Genomic DNA, 15,979 nt, shown 5'->3' on the forward strand with positions numbered 1-15,979 from the left:
AATTACGAATCTGCAATGAGAAAACTGATTGAAACAATCCCATAACGTGAATGGAACACTCCACTTTGTGACAGTTGTTACTGCTGTAACGACCTTAATAGCGTAATTTCCGCTGCATAACCTGTAAGTTCGTTCGGCGTCTCCAAAATAAATGGAAGTGCACGCAAGCAGCTATTCGATACAATATTCTGCATAACCTGCATACCGCCGCCAAATTCCTCGCTGCCAAGGTATCCCTTGCCGATGCACTCGTGACGATCTTTATGGGCGCCACAAGGGTTCTTCGAATCGTTGATGTGTACGGCATGCAGGCGATCGATGCCCACCACGCGGTCGAACTCGTCGAGTACGCCGTCCAGATCATGGATGATGTCGTAGCCGGCATCGCTCACATGGCAGGTGTCCAAACAAACGCCCAGCTTATCGGACAGCTCTGGACACTTGGCGGCAACGCCCTCGATAATGCACGCCAGCTCTTCAAAGCTACGGCCCACCTCGGTGCCCTTACCCGCCATGGTCTCGAGCAATACCGTCGTCTGCTGGCCCTCAAACATCACCTGGCACAGCGTGTCGACAATCATCTGAATGCCGGTGTCTGCCCCCTGTCCCACATGCGCACCGGGATGGAAGTTGTAGTAGTTGCCGGGCAGTGTTTCCAGACGCCGCAAATCTTCTGCCATAGCCTCCAAGGCAAACTCGCGCGCTCGCTCCTTAGCGGAGCAGGGGTTATAGGTATACGGGGCATGCGCCACCAGCGGTCCAAAGTCGTTTTGCGCCATAAGCTCGCGCAGAGCCGCCACGTCATCCATGTCAAGGTCTTTTGCCTTGCCACCGCGCGGGTTGCGCGTAAAGAACGCAAAGGTATTGGCGCCAATGGACAACGCCGTCTCCCCCATCGCCCGATAGCCCTTCGTCGTCGAAAGATGACACCCGATCGTCAGCATCTCCAACTCCCCCTCATCAGTTGCGGTGAAATACGGTCTATTGGTGCCTTATTTTGGCGCAAACAGACCGTATTCCACCGCAAGATATAAAAGGGGCATCAGGGGCAAGGTCCGCCGAGCCCCCTTAAGCACCAGCACCGCAGCCTAGAGCGTCAAGCGAATCGCATCGATTATCTGCGCGCAGCGCTGCGTGGCGGCAAGAGGCATAACGGGGCTTTCAAGCTCTCCCGTCTGGACGAGCTGCGTCGCATGCTGAATTTCGCCGTAGAAATCATCGACATCAAACGGGGCATTAATTTCGAGCATTCGTCCGTCGGAGTACTTCACATGGGCGAGCTCGGGGCGATGGAGGCGCTCGATTTCCACCGAACCCCGTTCGCAAGCAATCATTAAGCGGCTTTCATATACTGCTTTGCCGTCGCACACCATATGAATGGGTATACCGCCGACACTCATATTGATCTCATCGGCCCAATCCACGCGGCCGCCTAATACGTCACGCCAGCGAACTTCACGAGACGAAACATCGCACGCACCCGCAAGCAGATCCTCAAACCACCCGACCGCATAGCAGCCCATGTCATATAGACAGCCACCCTGCAACGGATCGAGCAGATAACTCGAAGGGGACTCACCATAATCGAGTTTTTGCACGCTTTCGATCGAGACGATACAGCCGAGCTCGCCCGACGCAAGCAAACCCTTCACGCGAGTATGCATCGGACAAAACCGATTTTTCATCGCCTCCATAAACAGTACGCCGCGCTCGCGAGAGGTGGAGGCAATCGATAGAGCCTCTTCCTCACTCAAAACGGCCGGTTTTTCGCACAGCACGGCCTTTCCCGCGCGCAGTGCCCGACAGACCCAATGCGCATGCATGCCATGTGGAAGAGCCAAGTAGATTGCGTCGACATCGGGGTCGGCAATCAGCGCATCATAAGCCGCATCGCCGCTATCGTCAGTCGTGGCATAGCTGTGCGCGGCATCAATCGAAAACGCCCTGCAAAACTCCTCAACATGCGAAGGGGCGCGACCGGCGGCAGCCACAAGCCGCGCCCCGTCCACCTCCTTGAGCGACGATGCAAATCGATGCGAAATGTGCCCAGCGCCCAAAACGCCCCAACGAACCTCGCGCAAATCATCACATGAATCCCGATGGCCCACGACAGCCCCCTTCAGTTGCGGTGGAATAGTTCCTGTTTAAGCCCCATTCTGCCGCAAACAGGAACTATTCCACCGCAAGTTATAAAAGGGTCATGAGGAGCGCGTTTTGCCGAAGGCCTTGAGCACCGCCGTCACGGGGCCAGGCTGGAAACGTCGGCGCGCGTCGTCGAGACGCTCGGGGATATCGATGTGTTGCGGGCAGTGACGCGCACATTTGCCGCACTTGACGCAATTGCTCACGAGCTTGGGCTCGCTCGTGCGCACCGCGCTCGCCGTAAAGTATTGCGACAGCCCCGTAAACCAGCTGTGCGCATAGCTCGCGTTGTAGGCGGCAAAGCAGCCGGGAATGTTAATACCCTTGGGACATGGCATGCAGTAGCCGCATCCCGTGCAGGGCACGCGATTCGATTTTTCAAACTCCGCCAGCACGCGTGCGATGGTATCGAGCTGAGCGGCTGTCATCGAATCCGGCAGGGCCCGATCGGCCAGCACCGCGTTCTCGTCCACCTGCGCGGTATCGGTCATGCCCGAAAGCAGCATCGTGACTTGAGGATGGTTCCACACCCACGAAAGGCCCCAAGCAGCCGGCGTCTTCAGGTACGGATCGCGTACGTCATCGAGCACGGCGCGGGCCCGCGGAGGCAGCTTGCCCGCCAGGCGTCCGCCCAAAAGCGGTTCCATCACAAACACCGCGAGCCCGCGCTCGGCGGCTGCTATAAGTCCCGCCGTTCCCGCTTGGTAGCGCTCTCCAGCGTAGTTGTACTGAATCTGGCAAAAATCCCAGTCATACGCGTCGAGCATCGTCAGGAAGTCCGTCGCACTGCCGTGATACGAAAAACCTATCTGGCGAATACGCCCCGCAGCCTTTTGGTGCGCAATCCAGTCTTCGATGCCCAACGCCACCACGTGCTCCCACTGGGCGGGCGAAGTGATGTTGTGCATAAGGTAATAGTCGATATGGTCGGTCCGCAGGCGGCGCAGTTGCTCGTCGAAGAACCGGTCGAAATCCTCCGCGCACTTGCACGAAGCGTGCGGCAACTTAGTCGCGAGCAACACGCGGTCGCGCAGACCCAGGCGCTCAAGTGAGGCGCCCACGCACACCTCGTTACCGGGATAGAGATACGCGGTATCCAGATAATTAATCCCCTGCTCCACCGCACGGGAAATGATGGCATCGGCTGTCTTCGCATCCGGACGTCCCGGCGCACCGGGAAATCTCATGCAGCCCAGACCCAGAGCAGATATTCGGTTACCACTTTTGGGGTCAACGCGGTATTGCACGGCCCCTCCTTTCGCCATCAGCACCCCGGCAAGACGAAACACAATGGTCACGCGGCCGAAACATCGTGGAATCGCAATCGAGAACGTATCGTAACGCAGCAGAAATCGAGCTGTCACGGCACCGCTTTAACATCAGCAAAAAGCCCGATGAAAGGAGCCGCCCATGCCCGCGCTCGACCTTTGGAACCTCGCCTCCCAGCTCAAAAGCAACGATTATCGCTGGGTCGACCTCACCCACACGCTCTCGTGCGACACCCCACACTGGTTTGGCTTTAAGCCGTGAGTTCCCATGCGTTTGTTCTTCTAAATACCGCTATCCGGAGCACGCAACACGCTCCGGTAAAACCAGAGTTGAGGCTAACTTTAGGACCCCACGATCTCGTCCTCATCATCACGGCAAAGGACGACGCCGGCGCTTCCCAGCGCAGCGACAGCAATCAGGGCCCCCACAACGATAGGAGCAGCTCCGCACGTGCCCTGCATACCCGCGACGAGCGCGGCCGTAGGACCAAGGCAGCCAAGCGTCAATGCAACGGCGGCAACGGCGATATCTCGAGCGTTCACAAGACCACTTCCTCCACGAGAACGACTTTGTTTCTCGTGACTTAGTGTGCCCCGCGCCCATATGCGCGGCGTACGGCCACGGTAAGTGCTCTGTTAACTCAAGCACGCACAAAAAACGGACGCCCTTACGTTGCCCAAAGGCTCGGTAAAGACGCCCGCCCGTCATGTCCTATTGGCTTATGGCAGATTACCAACCGGTATAGTAGTCGGTGGTTCCGGCAGCACAGCCGGAGTCATAGACCTTGCACTCGCCCTTAGAGCCCGTAAAAGTCGAGCCCTGGGCCTTATCGCCCGCGGCAACGACGTAGTAGCCATCGGAATCGCGCCAAAAGCCCTCGGAATCCTGCGTCCATTCGCCCGTGCGGTGGTGATACAACACGTTGCTGCTGTAATAAGTCTCGCGGCGGCCGTTATAGTTATTGACGCCGCTCGAGCGCGTCAGACCCGAGCCGTTCGCGCAATACGCAGCAGACGTGTAAGACGAGCCGGAGCCGGCGTTGTAATACGAAGCCTGAACGGCCTCAGCGGCCTCGGCTTCGGCTGCGGCAGCCTCGAGCGCCTCGCGCTTGGCATCCTCAAGCGTGGAGCGAAGCTCGTCGAGCTCGGTCGACTTGGCGTCGACCTCATCCATCGTCAAAAGACTGCCCGCACCGTCGATGCAACCCTGTAGTACAGCGCGCTCGTCATCGGTGGCATAGTCACCGTACATGTTCATAATGATCTGAGCGCGCATCTCCAGGGAATCGCGCTTTGCCCCCATCGAGGCGTTCCACTCCTGCATAGAGCCATAACCGTCGCCGCGGTAGTCGACGGGCTGCACCAGCGTCGCCTCGGACGACGTAGATCCGACCGTATCGGATAGTGTCGTCGCGTGGGCATCAGTTGCGCCGGCGCCCGCCAAAAGTGCCACGGTCAGAGCGGCGGAAAGGGCGGCGGCTTTCGGTTTTCGTGAATCGATCCTCATGTAGCTGGAAACCTCCGTAGTACGTTTTTGCTGCGTTTAAGCTGCGTGTGATTCGATCGCGCTGCATAGTACCCCGAGCAAATCGCGACCTGCGGTTTTTCTCAAAAGGTGCACGTCAATTGCGTAAAACTCACATCCTCTCAACAGGAGTTTTCCATAACTCGAATGCATAAAGCGTGTCAAAAACCCTGTTTTTGCACCCTCTCTATGCAAAAAAGGCGTCTGTGCAACCATTGCTTGCGCAGACGCCTTGAGCAGGCATTTTATGCAGTTATACCTATCGAGTCGAAAGAGGTCCTTGCACAAGTCGCCCTACTCGTCCAGTGCGGCAAAGGCCTGCTTCAGGTCCCAAATGATGTCCTCGGCGTTCTCGGTACCGATAGAAAGACGGATCGTGGAGGGTGTGATGTTCTGCTCGGCGAGCTCCTCAGCAGAGAGCTGGGAGTGCGTGGTGGTAGCCGGGTGCACGACGAGCGACTTGACGTCGGCCACGTTGGCGAGCAGCGAGAACACCTGCAAGTGATCGATGAACTTCCATGCAGCCTCCTGGCCGCCCTTGATCTCAAAGGTAAAGATCGAGGCGCCGCCACGGGGGAAGTACTTCTGATAGAGCTCGTGATCGGGGTGCTCAGGCAGGCTCGGGTGGTTCACCTTGGCGACGTGGCTGTCACCAGCCAGGAACTCAACGACCTTCTTGGTGTTCTCGACATGACGGTCAACGCGCAGCGACAGGGTCTCGGTGCCCTGGAGCAGGACCCAGGCGTTGAACGGGCTGATGCAGGCACCCTCGTCACGCAGCAGGATGGCGCGGACATAGGTTGCGAAGGCGGCGGGACCGGCAGCCTCGGCAAACGAGACGCCATGGTAGGAGGGGTTGGGTTCAGCGATCTGGGCGTACTTTCCGCTCGCCTTCCAATCGAAGTTACCGCCGTCGACGATCACACCGCCCAGCGAGGTGCCGTGGCCGCCGATGAACTTGGTTGCGGAGTGGACAACGATGTTGGCGCCATGCTCCAGCGGACGGAACAGATACGGGGTGCCGAAAGTGTTGTCGACGACAACCGGCAGACCGTGCTTCTTGGCGATCTCGGAGATGGCGTCGATGTTGGGGATGTCAGAGTTGGGGTTGCCGAGCGTCTCGAGATAGATGACCGTGGTGTTGTCCTTGATGGCACCCTCAACCTCTTCCAGGTTGTGGGCATCGACAAACGTGGTCTCGACGCCAAACTGGGAGAGCGTATGCTCGAGCAGGTTGTAGGAACCGCCGTAGATGGTCTTCTGAGCCACCACGTGGTCACCAGCCTGGGCAAGAGCCTGCAGGGTATAGGTGATGGCAGCGGCACCGGAGGCGACGGCAAGACCGGCCACGCCACCCTCGAGCGCGGCGATACGGTCCTCAAAGACGCCCTGGGTGGAGTTGGTCAGACGGCCGTAGATGTTACCGGCGTCGGCAAGACCAAAGCGATCGGCGGCGTGCTGGGAGTTGCGGAACACATAGCTCGTGGTCTGGTAGATAGGCACGGCGCGGGAGTCGGATGCGGGGTCGGCGCTCTCCTGGCCAACATGAAGCTGCAGGGTATCGAAACCAAAGGTGTGCTCGGGGTTGTTGATGAACTGGCTCATGATGATCTCCTTGATCGAACGAAAGTAAATAAATAAGAGAGAAGTAAGTCGCTGTCTCCTGATCACGCCGACGGGCGCAAACAGGAGCCCGGCATTCGACTTGGTAAGCAGTTCATATGCGGTCCTCCTTTTGACATCCCGGTTCCGTGGTCGGCTTAATTACCTACCGCCTTTGTGTGTTTTGAATAGTACGAGCATTGTTTCGCTCGGTCAATCACTTAAAAGCGCTAACCTGTTATCGGTTTTTTAGATAGCTATCGAAAGGACGGGCACCGATGACACTCCAGCAGCTTCGTTTTCTTATCGCCGTGGCAGAGTCCGGCTCAATCAACGCCGCAGCTCAGCGCCTCTATACCGCTCAGTCCAACATCTCAAACGCCGTCAAAAGCCTAGAACAAGAGCTCCATCTGGAGATCTTTACGCGCTCCAGCCGCGGCGTCACGCTCACCAACGACGGCACCGAGCTTTTGGGCTATGCGCGCCAGGTCGTAGAGCAGGCCGACATGCTCGAGGCACGCTACGAGGACGGTGGCACCCCGCAAGCCCGCCTCGCCATTTCCGCCCAGCACTACGCCTTTTCGGTCGAGGCCTTTGTCAACGTAGTCGAGCGCTGCCGCGACAGCAAGTTCGAGTTCATCATGCGCGAGACCACCACGTCGCAGATCATCGACGACGTCCGCGCATTTCGCAGCGACATCGGCATTCTGTATCTGGATGACTTTAACGCCCGCGTCCTGCAGAAGGCCTTCGCCGATGCTCGCGCAAGTTTCCATCCCCTCTTCGACGCAACGGTCCACGTCTTCGTGAGCGAGCGCCACCCGCTCGCACGTCGTCCCCAGCTATCGCTTGCTGACCTCACGCCCTATACGCGCTACAGCTTTGAGCAGGGAACCTCAAACTCCTTCTATTACGCCGAGGAACCTTTTAGCTATATCCCTTGCGACCGCAACATACGAATCTCGGACCGCGGAACACTTACTAACTTACTTATCACGTCGAACGGTTACACCCTGTCGACCGGTGTCCTCTCCAATGAAATGCAATGGGGTATGGCATCGATCCCGTTAGCAGACGCCCCAACGATGCACGTAGGCTATATCATGCACGACGAGCGCAAGCCCTCTCCCCTCTTGCAGCAATACCTCGACGAGCTCAACCGCATCATCCATGCCAACTAACAGTCGGAAGACGGGGTAGAAATCGTAGATTGCTAGCCCCCGGCGGGCATGGCGCTACAATGGTCACTCATATGAAATGCACTCGACGAAAGGAAGTCCGTGAAGGTCATCATCTATACCGACGGCTCGGCCCGATCAAATCCGGGACGCGGTGGCTACGGCGCCGTACTCAAATACACCAACCCCGCCGGCAAGACCTTCACCTCCGAGCTTTCGCGCGGCTACGCCAAGACCACCAACAACCGCATGGAGCTCATGGCCGTTATCGTGGCGCTCGAGGCGCTCAACCGCCCCTGCGAGGTCGAAATCCATTCCGACTCGCAGTACGTCGTCAACGCCTTCAACAAGCACTGGATCGACGGCTGGAAAAAGCGCGGGTGGAAAACCTCCAACAAGCAGCCCGTTAAGAACCGCGACCTGTGGGAGCGTCTGCTTGCCGCCAAAAGCAAGCACAAGGTTGAGTTCATCTGGGTTAAGGGTCACGCCGGCCATGAGCTCAACGAGCGCTGCGACGAGCTTGCCACCACCGCAGCCGACGGAGCCAACCTCGATATCGACGCCGGCTTTAACGAGAGCGACCTGTAGCGGCGTTTTCGCACGCTTTTGCGTCCCCCTCGCGCTACACTCGTCCTGTAGACCAAACAATGCAAGGGGGACACATGCTGCGCATAGCGACCATCGGCACATCCATGATCACCGACGACTTTATCCAAGTCGTCAATGCAAACGACCAGGCCGTATTCGTAGGCACGCTCTCGCGCAACGCCGAGCGCGGCGCTGCCTTTACCGCTGAGCGCGGCGGCGAGCGCAACTTCACCGCACTCGACGAGCTCGCGTCCGCCGCCGACGTCGATGCCGTCTACATCGGCAGCCCCAACGCGCTCCATTACGAGCAGGCGCTCGCCTGCATCGCCGGCGGCAAGCACGTTATCGTCGAAAAGCCCTTCTGCGCCACCGAAGCGCAGGCGCTGGAAGTCTTCCGCGCTGCCGAGGCAGCTGGCGTCGTAGCCCTCGAGGCCATGCGCCCGCTCCACGACCCCGCTTTCCACGCCATCGAGGACGCCCTGGGCGAGATCGCCCCCATCCGCCGTGCCTCATTGCGCTTTGGCAAATATTCCTCGCGCTACAACGAGATTCTCGCGGGACGCGCCACCAATATCTTCGACTGCAATATGGCATCGGGTTCCCTCATGGACATCGGCGTCTACACCGTCGAGCCCATGGTCGAAATTTTCGGCATGCCCTCCGGCCTTACGAGCATGACTACTCTGCTCGACCCCACCACGCGACAGCTCACGCACGGCCCCATCGACGGCTGCGGTTCCATCCTCGCCAGCTACGGCGGTGGCCGTATCTCCGTCGAGCTTGCGCACTCCAAAATTACGAATGACCTGCTGCCCTCGCAGATCGAAGGCGAGCGTGGCACTATCCAGATCGACCATCTGTCCACGCCCTGCAACGTCCGCATCGACTATCGCGGCGACGTCGTACGTGGCTCGGCGACCGAGGCACCGCGCGAACAGGGCAACAACGGCCGCGTGCTCGACCTTCCCAAATCGAGCAACACTATGGAATACGAACTCGCAGACTTTATCAGCGCCATCGGCGGTATCGATAACGCAAAGGAAGAGATTTGGGAGACCCCGGCGGGACGCCACGAGCTCGGCCACTACCGCGATGTCACGCTCGTCTCGCTGCGCATCATGGATGCCGTACGCCAGCAGGCCGGCATTTCCTTCCCGGCCGACGCAGGCAAGCAGGCCTAGCGATGGGCTTCTTCGATACGTTCTTCTCCAGCGTCACCGGCGGCAGTCGAGAGCCTCAAAAACCATCAAACGTTGAGCTCGAGCTGCGACGTAGGCTTACCGTGCTAGCAAGCGACGAGGCCACCCAAAACGCTCCCCAGCGCTATTTTCTACGGTGGGAGGGCCAAGTCCAGGGCGTCGGCTTTCGCTTTACCAACACCAACCTCGCGCAGGCACGCGCACTCACCGGCTGGGTGCGTAACATGGAGGACGGTTCGGTCGAGATGGAGGTACAGGGCGCGCCTGCGAATATCCTGTCTCACCTCGAAGCGCTCCATGCCTCCTACAAGCGGATGGGCATTCGTTTTCGCCTCGTGGACGCACAAGCCCGCGCCACGCTTGCCGACGAAGATGGTTTCAACCCTCGCTATTAGTATTGTGTGCTAAATACGGTATCATTTACTTACCTACATTGATGGAAAAGAGGCGAGGCGCATGACCGTGCAAAGAAGAAACACCAAGCAGCGAAAGCTGGTTCTCGACGCCGTGCGCCAAAGCTATAACCATCCCACCGCCGATGAGATCTACAACGCCGTGCGCGAGCAGGACGACAGAATCAGCCGCGGCACGGTGTACCGCAACCTCAACCTCTTGGCCGATGCCGGGGAGATCCTCTCCATCAAGACGCCGGGCGGCAGCCGCTTCGATCGCACCATCGAGCCGCATGCGCATATCATCTGTACCTCGTGCAGCCGCGTCATCGACGTGCCGCTCCCCTTCGACGATCAGCTCGATACCAAGGCATCCGAGCAAATCGGCTGGGACGTCACCTCGCACTACACCATCTTCGAGGGCCTCTGCCCCAACTGTAGGTAGACATTTGGGACATGCCTTAAAATCTCCCTTTCCACCGATGGCGGCAAAAGGTAGATTTCTAGGCATGTCCCAAATGTCTACTCGGCAAGCAGGCGACGCAGCTCTTCTTCGACCGTGCGCACGTAGCGGACGCGGTCATTGACACCGCGCATGCTGGGATTGCAGCCCTCCATCAGATAAGGGTGGCCCACCACGTTGAGCATGTCGCGGTCGTTTTCGTTATCGCCAAACGCCATCATCTCGTCAGGGGAGATTCCCAGCGCACGACCATAATCGGCAAGCGCGGACCCCTTGCCCGAGTCAAAGCCGATAAAGTCAGTCCATTCGGTTCCCGACGTCATCACATCGACTCGGTCGCTAAAGCGACCCGCAAAATATTCCAGCGCCGCCGGCTGCACTGCCTCGGGTGTTTGGAACGCGATCTTAATGACGTCCTCGTCAATGTCCTCGGGGCAATCAACCACAGCCACATCGCAGTGGACCTCATAGCGCAAATGGTCGACGAACGCATCGTTGCCGCTTACGGTATAAAGGTGACCCTCGCAGGAAAGGGTTACGTCGGCATGAGGATAGGCGACCACGGCATTCGCGATATCCATCGCCAGGTCACGCTCCATAGCACGCTTGACGACAGCGCGCCCCTCACTCATGACCAGGGCGCCGTTTTCGCACACATAGGCAAGCTCGTCGGCCACCGGGGCAAACAGGTAGCGCAAGCTCGCATACTGACGACCGCTCGCCGGCATAAACACAATGCCGCGACGATGTAGCTCATCGATGAGCTCAAACGCCTCGGAACGCGGCTCGCGCTCCCCCGGATGCAGCAACGTGCCATCCAAATCGCAGGCGATCAGCTTGATTCCCTCAAGACCCATATGTTTCCCCCAAAACATCTCATCAACAGCAAGACGGACTTTGAATCGTTGCCTCTCAAAGTCCGTCTTGCATATATGCGCGTTAACCACGCGCCGCCTTTACGATTGTAAAGTCGGGAGCCATACTCACGACAACATCCGCCGCGCTCGACGCAAAGCGCCGACTGGCATCGAGCTCGCGCGTGACTACCGAGAGCCGAACGCCCTCGATACCCCGCAGCATGCGGCCCAAAACAGGCTGCACCGGCGTATACATGCGCACGGCATGCTCGTCCGAGTCGCCCCGGAAGAGCGGTGCGTGCATGTTGCCGATCTCCCAGCACGCATGCGCAAGCGCAATCGGATCCATGCGGTCGACTTCGACCAAATAGACCTCGGCGCTGCGCAGGCGCACGACAACCACCACGGACACCGCGCCCGTGCGGTCGACAGCGAGCACGTCGCCGTCGGCAAGACGCTCAACATCCGCGGCATCCAGCCGGACATTCAACGTGCGCCCCAGCTCCGTCACGCCCACAAACGCGCGCGCATCAGCCTGGTCCCAATCGAGCAGCAGCTCGTCAATCTCAAAGATGCCGCCCAGCTCCCGACGAAGCAGGAGCTCATAGGACGGGTCGTTGAGATTTCCCAAGCGCTGCGTAGATACCAGGTCCGTGGGCATCAACTAGTCCTCGACCTCGACGAGCTCGATATTAAAGTTGAGGTCCTTGCCGGCCAGCTCGTGGTTAGCGTCGAGCGTCACGGCCTCGGGCGTTACGTCGATGACCACGGCGGGGACGGGCATACCGCTCGGCGTGGACAGGAAGAGCTTCATGCCCTTCTCGATCTGCTCGATGTTGGGAACCTGTTCGGCCGGGAAGGTCAGGACCATCTCGGGGTTGTACTCGCCGTAGGCATCGGCAGCAGGAATGTGCACGGTCTTCTTCTCGCCCACCTGCATGTCGACAACAGCGGCATCGAAGCCCTTGATCATCTGACCGGCGCCGCAGGTGAACTCCAGCGGCTCGCCGCGATCGTAGGAGCTATCGAACTGCGTGCCGTCGTCGAGCGTGCCGCGATAATGAGTCTTAACCTTCTTGCCCTGGTTGGACATGGCAACCTCCGTGATAAGGGCGGCACACAACGCGGGCCGCCGTGAACATATGGCGCTAACTATACCCTAGTCATACAATTCAAAGACAGTTTGCAAAGAAACGCTGCAACCGGAGGAACCATGGCATATCCCGTATTTGACCTACACTGCGACACCGCCGACCGCATCGGCTGGGCCACGCTCGATCTCGACCTGCGCTTTACCGCCGGCACCGACGGTTATTTCCCCGGCGACGAAACGCATCCGCAAGATTTCGACCTCATCGAGGGTAACGCCTGCGCCATCTCGCTCGCAAAGATCGGCAACACGCCGTGGGCACAATGTTTCGCCACGTTTGTCCCCGACGAGATTCCCGCCGCCCACGCCGCGCGCTTCCAGGCGCAAATCATGGCGCATATGAGCGGCCAGGCAATGCTCAATCACGACCGCATGGTCAACGTGCGCAGCGCCGCAGACATTCGTCCCGCGCTCAAGGAGGGCAAGGTCGCCTGCATCCACACCATCGAAAACGCCACGTTCTTTGCCGAGGACCCCGCACTGATCGAGGTGCTCAAGAGCTTGGGCGTGCTCATGTCATCACTCAGCTGGAATGCGCAGGGACCGCTCGCGAGCGGGCACGATACCCACGCCGGCCTCACCGCCGCCGGCATCGAGGCGCTTACGCAGATGGAGCACGCCGGCATGGTGCTTGACGTCTCCCATCTTAACGACGAGTGCTTTGACGAAGTTGCCGCCCGCGCAACGCGCCCCTTCGTCGCCAGCCACTCCAACTCCCGCGCGGTTTGCGGCGTCAAGCGCAACCTTACCGACGACCAGCTCCGCACCATTCGCGACATGGGCGGCATCGTCGGCCTCAACTACTGCAGCGAGTTCCTATCTAACGAAGCAACCGACAAGACCGCCGCAGATGTCACCTTCGACCAGCTGGCGGCCCATATCGAGCACTGGCTCGACCTGGGCGGCGAAGACGTCATCGCACTCGGTGGCGACTGGGACGGCGCCACGGTACCCGCCTTCCTCTCCGATGCTAGCAAGATGCCCGAATTCCAGAACATGCTCTCCAAGCATTTTGGCAAGACCGTGATGCAGAAACTCTGCAGTGACAACGCCCTTGCCTTCTTCGAGCGTTATTAATTTCACATCCCTTGAGCGGGCCGGCATGCCGAACGGTCGACATGCCGGCCCGTCAGCAATCTGAAGGACCGCTTTTGACGCAGCAGTTTACGATTTCCGTATCTCGACCGGATGGGACGCCCATCTCCATCGTCGTTACCAAAAAGCGCGTCAAGAACTTCAACCTACGCGTCACATCGAGCGGTGAGGTCCATGCTAGCGCACCGCTCGGCGCCAGCCGCGAACGTATCGAAGCGTTTGTGAAGCGCAACAGTGCCTGGATTATCAGCCGACTTGCCCAGCGCGAGCAACGTCAGGCGACGGCGCGAGAGCCGCTCAGCCCCTCGTCCATCATTGCGCTTTGGGGCAAGCCCATCACGGTACAGGATGCACTCGATCACAACTTTGCATCGCCCACACCGCGGCCCAAGCAGGCCACCTTCGCAAGTTTTATGGGTACCGACGAATCGGACGAAGGCCCACAGGCCAAGCGGCGCGCAATCCTCGACGGCCTAACGTCCGACGAGCTCCAAGCCCACATCGACCAGCTCTATACGTCCGAGGTCACATCGGCGCTGCGCGATATGGTGCACGCGTACGAAATCGCAATGTGTGTCGCCGTTTCCCGCATTTCCGTACGCAGCATGAAAACGCGTTGGGGCTCATGCACGCCCAAATCCGGCGGCATTCGCATCGCGCGCGAGCTCGCCGCCTACCCCGTCGAATGCCTCGACATGGTTGTCGCCCACGAGCTCGTTCACTTGCTCGAGCCAAGCCACAATCAGCGTTTTCACGCCTTGCTCGACACGTACTGCCCCAACAATAGAGCTCTGTCGCAGCGGCTCAAGCAGCCACCCATAGAGACGTATTAGAACCGGTTACCGCACGCGCTCGATCTCGACACCGCAGCTTGCCAGGGGCAGGCCAACAGGAGCCCACGGCTTATCGAGCTTTATGCGCACACCAAGCAGCAGGGGGTAACGACGCAGCAGCATCTGGGCCACACCCTCGGCTGCCGCCTCGATGAGTTTAAACGTATGCTCGCGCAGATAACCATCGACATCGTGGCACACCGAGCCGTAGTCAATCGAGGCATCCAGGTTATCGTGCTCCCCCGCTGCACGCAAGTCGGCATAGAGCACCAGAGAAACGATGAACTTCTGACCCAGCGCGTTCTCCTCGGGATACACGCCATGGTTGGCAAAAACCTCAAGGCTGTCAATGACAATACGATCGGCATGGCGCAGATCGTCATAGCTCACGTGAGGCACCGCCGTTGCGGTGGATATTTCGCCCCTTCCACGGCGAGCGAGCTCGGCGCCTTCAGTCTTGGTTGCATTCTCGGGCAGTTTCTTGTTACTCATCGCGATCGTCTCCTTCGTTTAGAACCCCGACCGCGCAAATTAACTACACGCGAATCGACAGGTTCTTTTTATCATCGCTCCAGTTGCAAGCATTGCGCGCGGGGCATGCAAAGCAGGCGCGCGACGCTTTGTCGGCTGCATAGAGCAGACGCTCAAGCGGTTGGCTGTTCACGCGCAGCTTTCGATGGCCCAGAATGGCCGTCTTAATGGCTGCGGCATCGGCCGGCTCAAACGCCACGTCATCGGGCATGCCACCGAGAATCGCATCAGCGACGCGTTCACTTGCAACATCATGGGATATACCCGATTCATACTGTTCATCTTTGCCGATATCGTGAAGAAGTGCCGTGGCATAGATGACCTCGCGGTCAAATTCGAGCTGCTCCTCGAGATTCTTGATCCACATAATGCGAGCGACATCGAGCAGATGGTCAATACCGTGGCGGCAGAAGATGCGCCCCGATTCCAACTGTACGATGTTACCCAGGTGCCGCCGGAACAGCCCGTTGGCACAAATGAAATCAATGCGAGGCATGGCACCAAAGGGGGCCAGGCCCGAAGCCATAAAGCCGCGACGCGACGTCCCCTCATCGGTCTTCGATGTAAAGTCGTTGACGACTCTCATGGTTAGCGGCCCAGCATCCTAAAGAAACGCTCCTCGAGCGCGGGATCGGTCTCAAAGACGCCGCGGCGAGCAAGCGTCACGGTCTTGGTGCCGGGCTTTTGCACGCCACGCATCGTCATGCACATATGCTCGGCCTCCATCAACACAATCGCTCCCTGGGGAGCGAGATAATCCATGAGGGCATCGGCAACCTGTGCGCACAGTTGCTCCTGCAGCTGAAGACGGCGGGCATAAACCTCAACCGTGCGGGCGAGCTTGGAAAGCCCAGCCACCCGACCGTTAGGGATATAACCAATGGCGGCCTTGCCGTAAAACGGCAGCAGATGATGTTCGCACAGCGAGTAGAACGTGATGTCGCGCTCGATAACCAAATCGTTCGAAGCGACGGCAAAGGTTTTGGACAGGTGCTCCTCGGCACTCTGGTCCATGCCGCCGGCGATCTCACCATACATACGGGCAACGCGCGCCGGGGTCTCCAGCAGGCCCTCACGAGTTGGGTCCTCGCCTATGCCCTCAAGCAACAGCTTAATGGCGGCCTCGACTTTTTCCTGATCGACCATCTGGGCCTCA

The 15,979-nt window shown here is 59.0% G+C and carries 19 protein-coding genes; 7 read left to right on the plus strand and 12 right to left on the minus strand.

The genetic code is table 11. The annotated features are described in order from the left end of the window. Positions 1 to 77 precede the first annotated feature (77 nt). From PMW70_RS04145 to PMW70_RS04170, 6 genes are all read right to left on the minus strand, one after another. On the minus strand, positions 78 to 944 hold the full coding sequence (locus tag PMW70_RS04145) for a deoxyribonuclease IV (RefSeq protein WP_271743973.1): 867 nt from the start codon (positions 942 to 944) through the stop codon (positions 78 to 80). 144 nt (positions 945 to 1,088) lie between these two features. Continuing rightward, positions 1,089 to 2,108: a Gfo/Idh/MocA family protein gene (locus PMW70_RS04150; protein WP_271743974.1), complete on the minus strand. Its 1,020-nt coding sequence runs from the start codon at positions 2,106 to 2,108 to the stop codon at positions 1,089 to 1,091. Between the two features lie 90 nt (positions 2,109 to 2,198). Then, on the minus strand, positions 2,199 to 3,389 hold the full coding sequence (locus tag PMW70_RS04155; RefSeq protein WP_271743975.1) for an aldo/keto reductase: 1,191 nt from the start codon (positions 3,387 to 3,389) through the stop codon (positions 2,199 to 2,201). A 363-nt stretch (positions 3,390 to 3,752) separates the two neighbouring features. Next, positions 3,753 to 3,953: a hypothetical protein gene (locus tag PMW70_RS04160; protein ID WP_118205956.1), complete on the minus strand. Its 201-nt coding sequence runs from the start codon at positions 3,951 to 3,953 to the stop codon at positions 3,753 to 3,755. Between the two features lie 187 nt (positions 3,954 to 4,140). After that, complete coding sequence (locus tag PMW70_RS04165) at positions 4,141 to 4,917, minus strand: hypothetical protein (protein ID WP_117716544.1); 777 nt, start codon at positions 4,915 to 4,917, stop codon at positions 4,141 to 4,143. Positions 4,918 to 5,229: 312 nt separating this feature from the next. After that, positions 5,230 to 6,540: an O-acetylhomoserine aminocarboxypropyltransferase/cysteine synthase family protein gene (locus PMW70_RS04170; protein WP_117716543.1), complete on the minus strand. Its 1,311-nt coding sequence runs from the start codon at positions 6,538 to 6,540 to the stop codon at positions 5,230 to 5,232. Between the two features lie 275 nt (positions 6,541 to 6,815). Here PMW70_RS04170 and PMW70_RS04175 point away from each other — a divergent pair, with 275 nt between their 5' ends. The 5 genes from PMW70_RS04175 (at position 6,816) to PMW70_RS04195 (ending at position 10,339) form a co-directional block, all read left to right on the plus strand. Further along, positions 6,816 to 7,718, plus strand: coding sequence for a LysR family transcriptional regulator (locus tag PMW70_RS04175; RefSeq protein ID WP_117766079.1), 903 nt, complete (start codon positions 6,816 to 6,818; stop codon positions 7,716 to 7,718). Positions 7,719 to 7,817: 99 nt separating this feature from the next. Continuing rightward, positions 7,818 to 8,303: a ribonuclease HI gene (gene rnhA, locus PMW70_RS04180; RefSeq protein ID WP_271743976.1), complete on the plus strand. Its 486-nt coding sequence runs from the start codon at positions 7,818 to 7,820 to the stop codon at positions 8,301 to 8,303. Positions 8,304 to 8,377: 74 nt separating this feature from the next. After that, on the plus strand, positions 8,378 to 9,484 hold the full coding sequence (locus PMW70_RS04185; RefSeq protein WP_271743977.1) for a Gfo/Idh/MocA family protein: 1,107 nt from the start codon (positions 8,378 to 8,380) through the stop codon (positions 9,482 to 9,484). A 2-nt stretch (positions 9,485 to 9,486) separates the two neighbouring features. Beyond that, entirely contained in the window at positions 9,487 to 9,897 is a 411-nt protein-coding gene (locus PMW70_RS04190) for an acylphosphatase (protein WP_271743978.1), read from the plus strand. Between the two features lie 61 nt (positions 9,898 to 9,958). Beyond that, complete coding sequence (locus PMW70_RS04195; protein WP_271743979.1) at positions 9,959 to 10,339, plus strand: Fur family transcriptional regulator; 381 nt, start codon at positions 9,959 to 9,961, stop codon at positions 10,337 to 10,339. 77 nt (positions 10,340 to 10,416) lie between these two features. Here PMW70_RS04195 and PMW70_RS04200 read toward each other — a convergent pair whose 3' ends face one another. The 3 genes from PMW70_RS04200 to PMW70_RS04210 form a co-directional block, all read right to left on the minus strand. After that, the gene (locus PMW70_RS04200; protein WP_271743980.1) at positions 10,417 to 11,214 is read right to left on the minus strand and encodes an HAD-IIB family hydrolase; all 798 of its coding nucleotides are present in this window, start codon (positions 11,212 to 11,214) and stop codon (positions 10,417 to 10,419) included. 82 nt (positions 11,215 to 11,296) lie between these two features. After that, positions 11,297 to 11,875, minus strand: a complete 579-nt coding sequence (locus PMW70_RS04205; protein WP_271743981.1) for an urease accessory protein UreE — start codon at positions 11,873 to 11,875, stop codon at positions 11,297 to 11,299. A 3-nt stretch (positions 11,876 to 11,878) separates the two neighbouring features. Then, complete coding sequence (locus tag PMW70_RS04210; protein ID WP_271743982.1) at positions 11,879 to 12,307, minus strand: FKBP-type peptidyl-prolyl cis-trans isomerase; 429 nt, start codon at positions 12,305 to 12,307, stop codon at positions 11,879 to 11,881. 120 nt (positions 12,308 to 12,427) lie between these two features. On the opposite strand from PMW70_RS04210, the gene PMW70_RS04215 reads away from it, so the two are divergent. Then, positions 12,428 to 13,441 (plus strand): dipeptidase, encoded by a 1,014-nt coding sequence (locus tag PMW70_RS04215; protein ID WP_271743983.1) that lies wholly within the window; start codon positions 12,428 to 12,430, stop codon positions 13,439 to 13,441. Positions 13,442 to 13,515: 74 nt separating this feature from the next. Further along, on the plus strand, positions 13,516 to 14,292 hold the full coding sequence (locus PMW70_RS04220) for a M48 family metallopeptidase (RefSeq protein WP_271743984.1): 777 nt from the start codon (positions 13,516 to 13,518) through the stop codon (positions 14,290 to 14,292). A gap of 6 nt (positions 14,293 to 14,298) precedes the next feature. Here the strand turns inward: PMW70_RS04220 and folB are convergent, their stop codons facing one another. The 3 genes from folB to folE are packed head-to-tail and all read right to left on the minus strand — an operon-like array spanning position 14,299 to position 15,969. Continuing rightward, positions 14,299 to 14,784 (minus strand): dihydroneopterin aldolase, encoded by a 486-nt coding sequence (folB, locus tag PMW70_RS04225; RefSeq protein ID WP_271743985.1) that lies wholly within the window; start codon positions 14,782 to 14,784, stop codon positions 14,299 to 14,301. 43 nt (positions 14,785 to 14,827) lie between these two features. Then, positions 14,828 to 15,409 (minus strand): HD domain-containing protein, encoded by a 582-nt coding sequence (locus PMW70_RS04230; protein WP_271743986.1) that lies wholly within the window; start codon positions 15,407 to 15,409, stop codon positions 14,828 to 14,830. Positions 15,410 to 15,411: 2 nt separating this feature from the next. Continuing rightward, positions 15,412 to 15,969, minus strand: a complete 558-nt coding sequence (gene folE, locus PMW70_RS04235; RefSeq protein WP_022094399.1) for a GTP cyclohydrolase I FolE — start codon at positions 15,967 to 15,969, stop codon at positions 15,412 to 15,414. Positions 15,970 to 15,979 lie beyond the last annotated feature (10 nt).

The sequence above is a fragment of the Collinsella aerofaciens genome (assembly GCF_028209625.1).
GTDB classification, from domain to species: Bacteria; Actinomycetota; Coriobacteriia; order Coriobacteriales; family Coriobacteriaceae; genus Collinsella; species Collinsella aerofaciens_AM.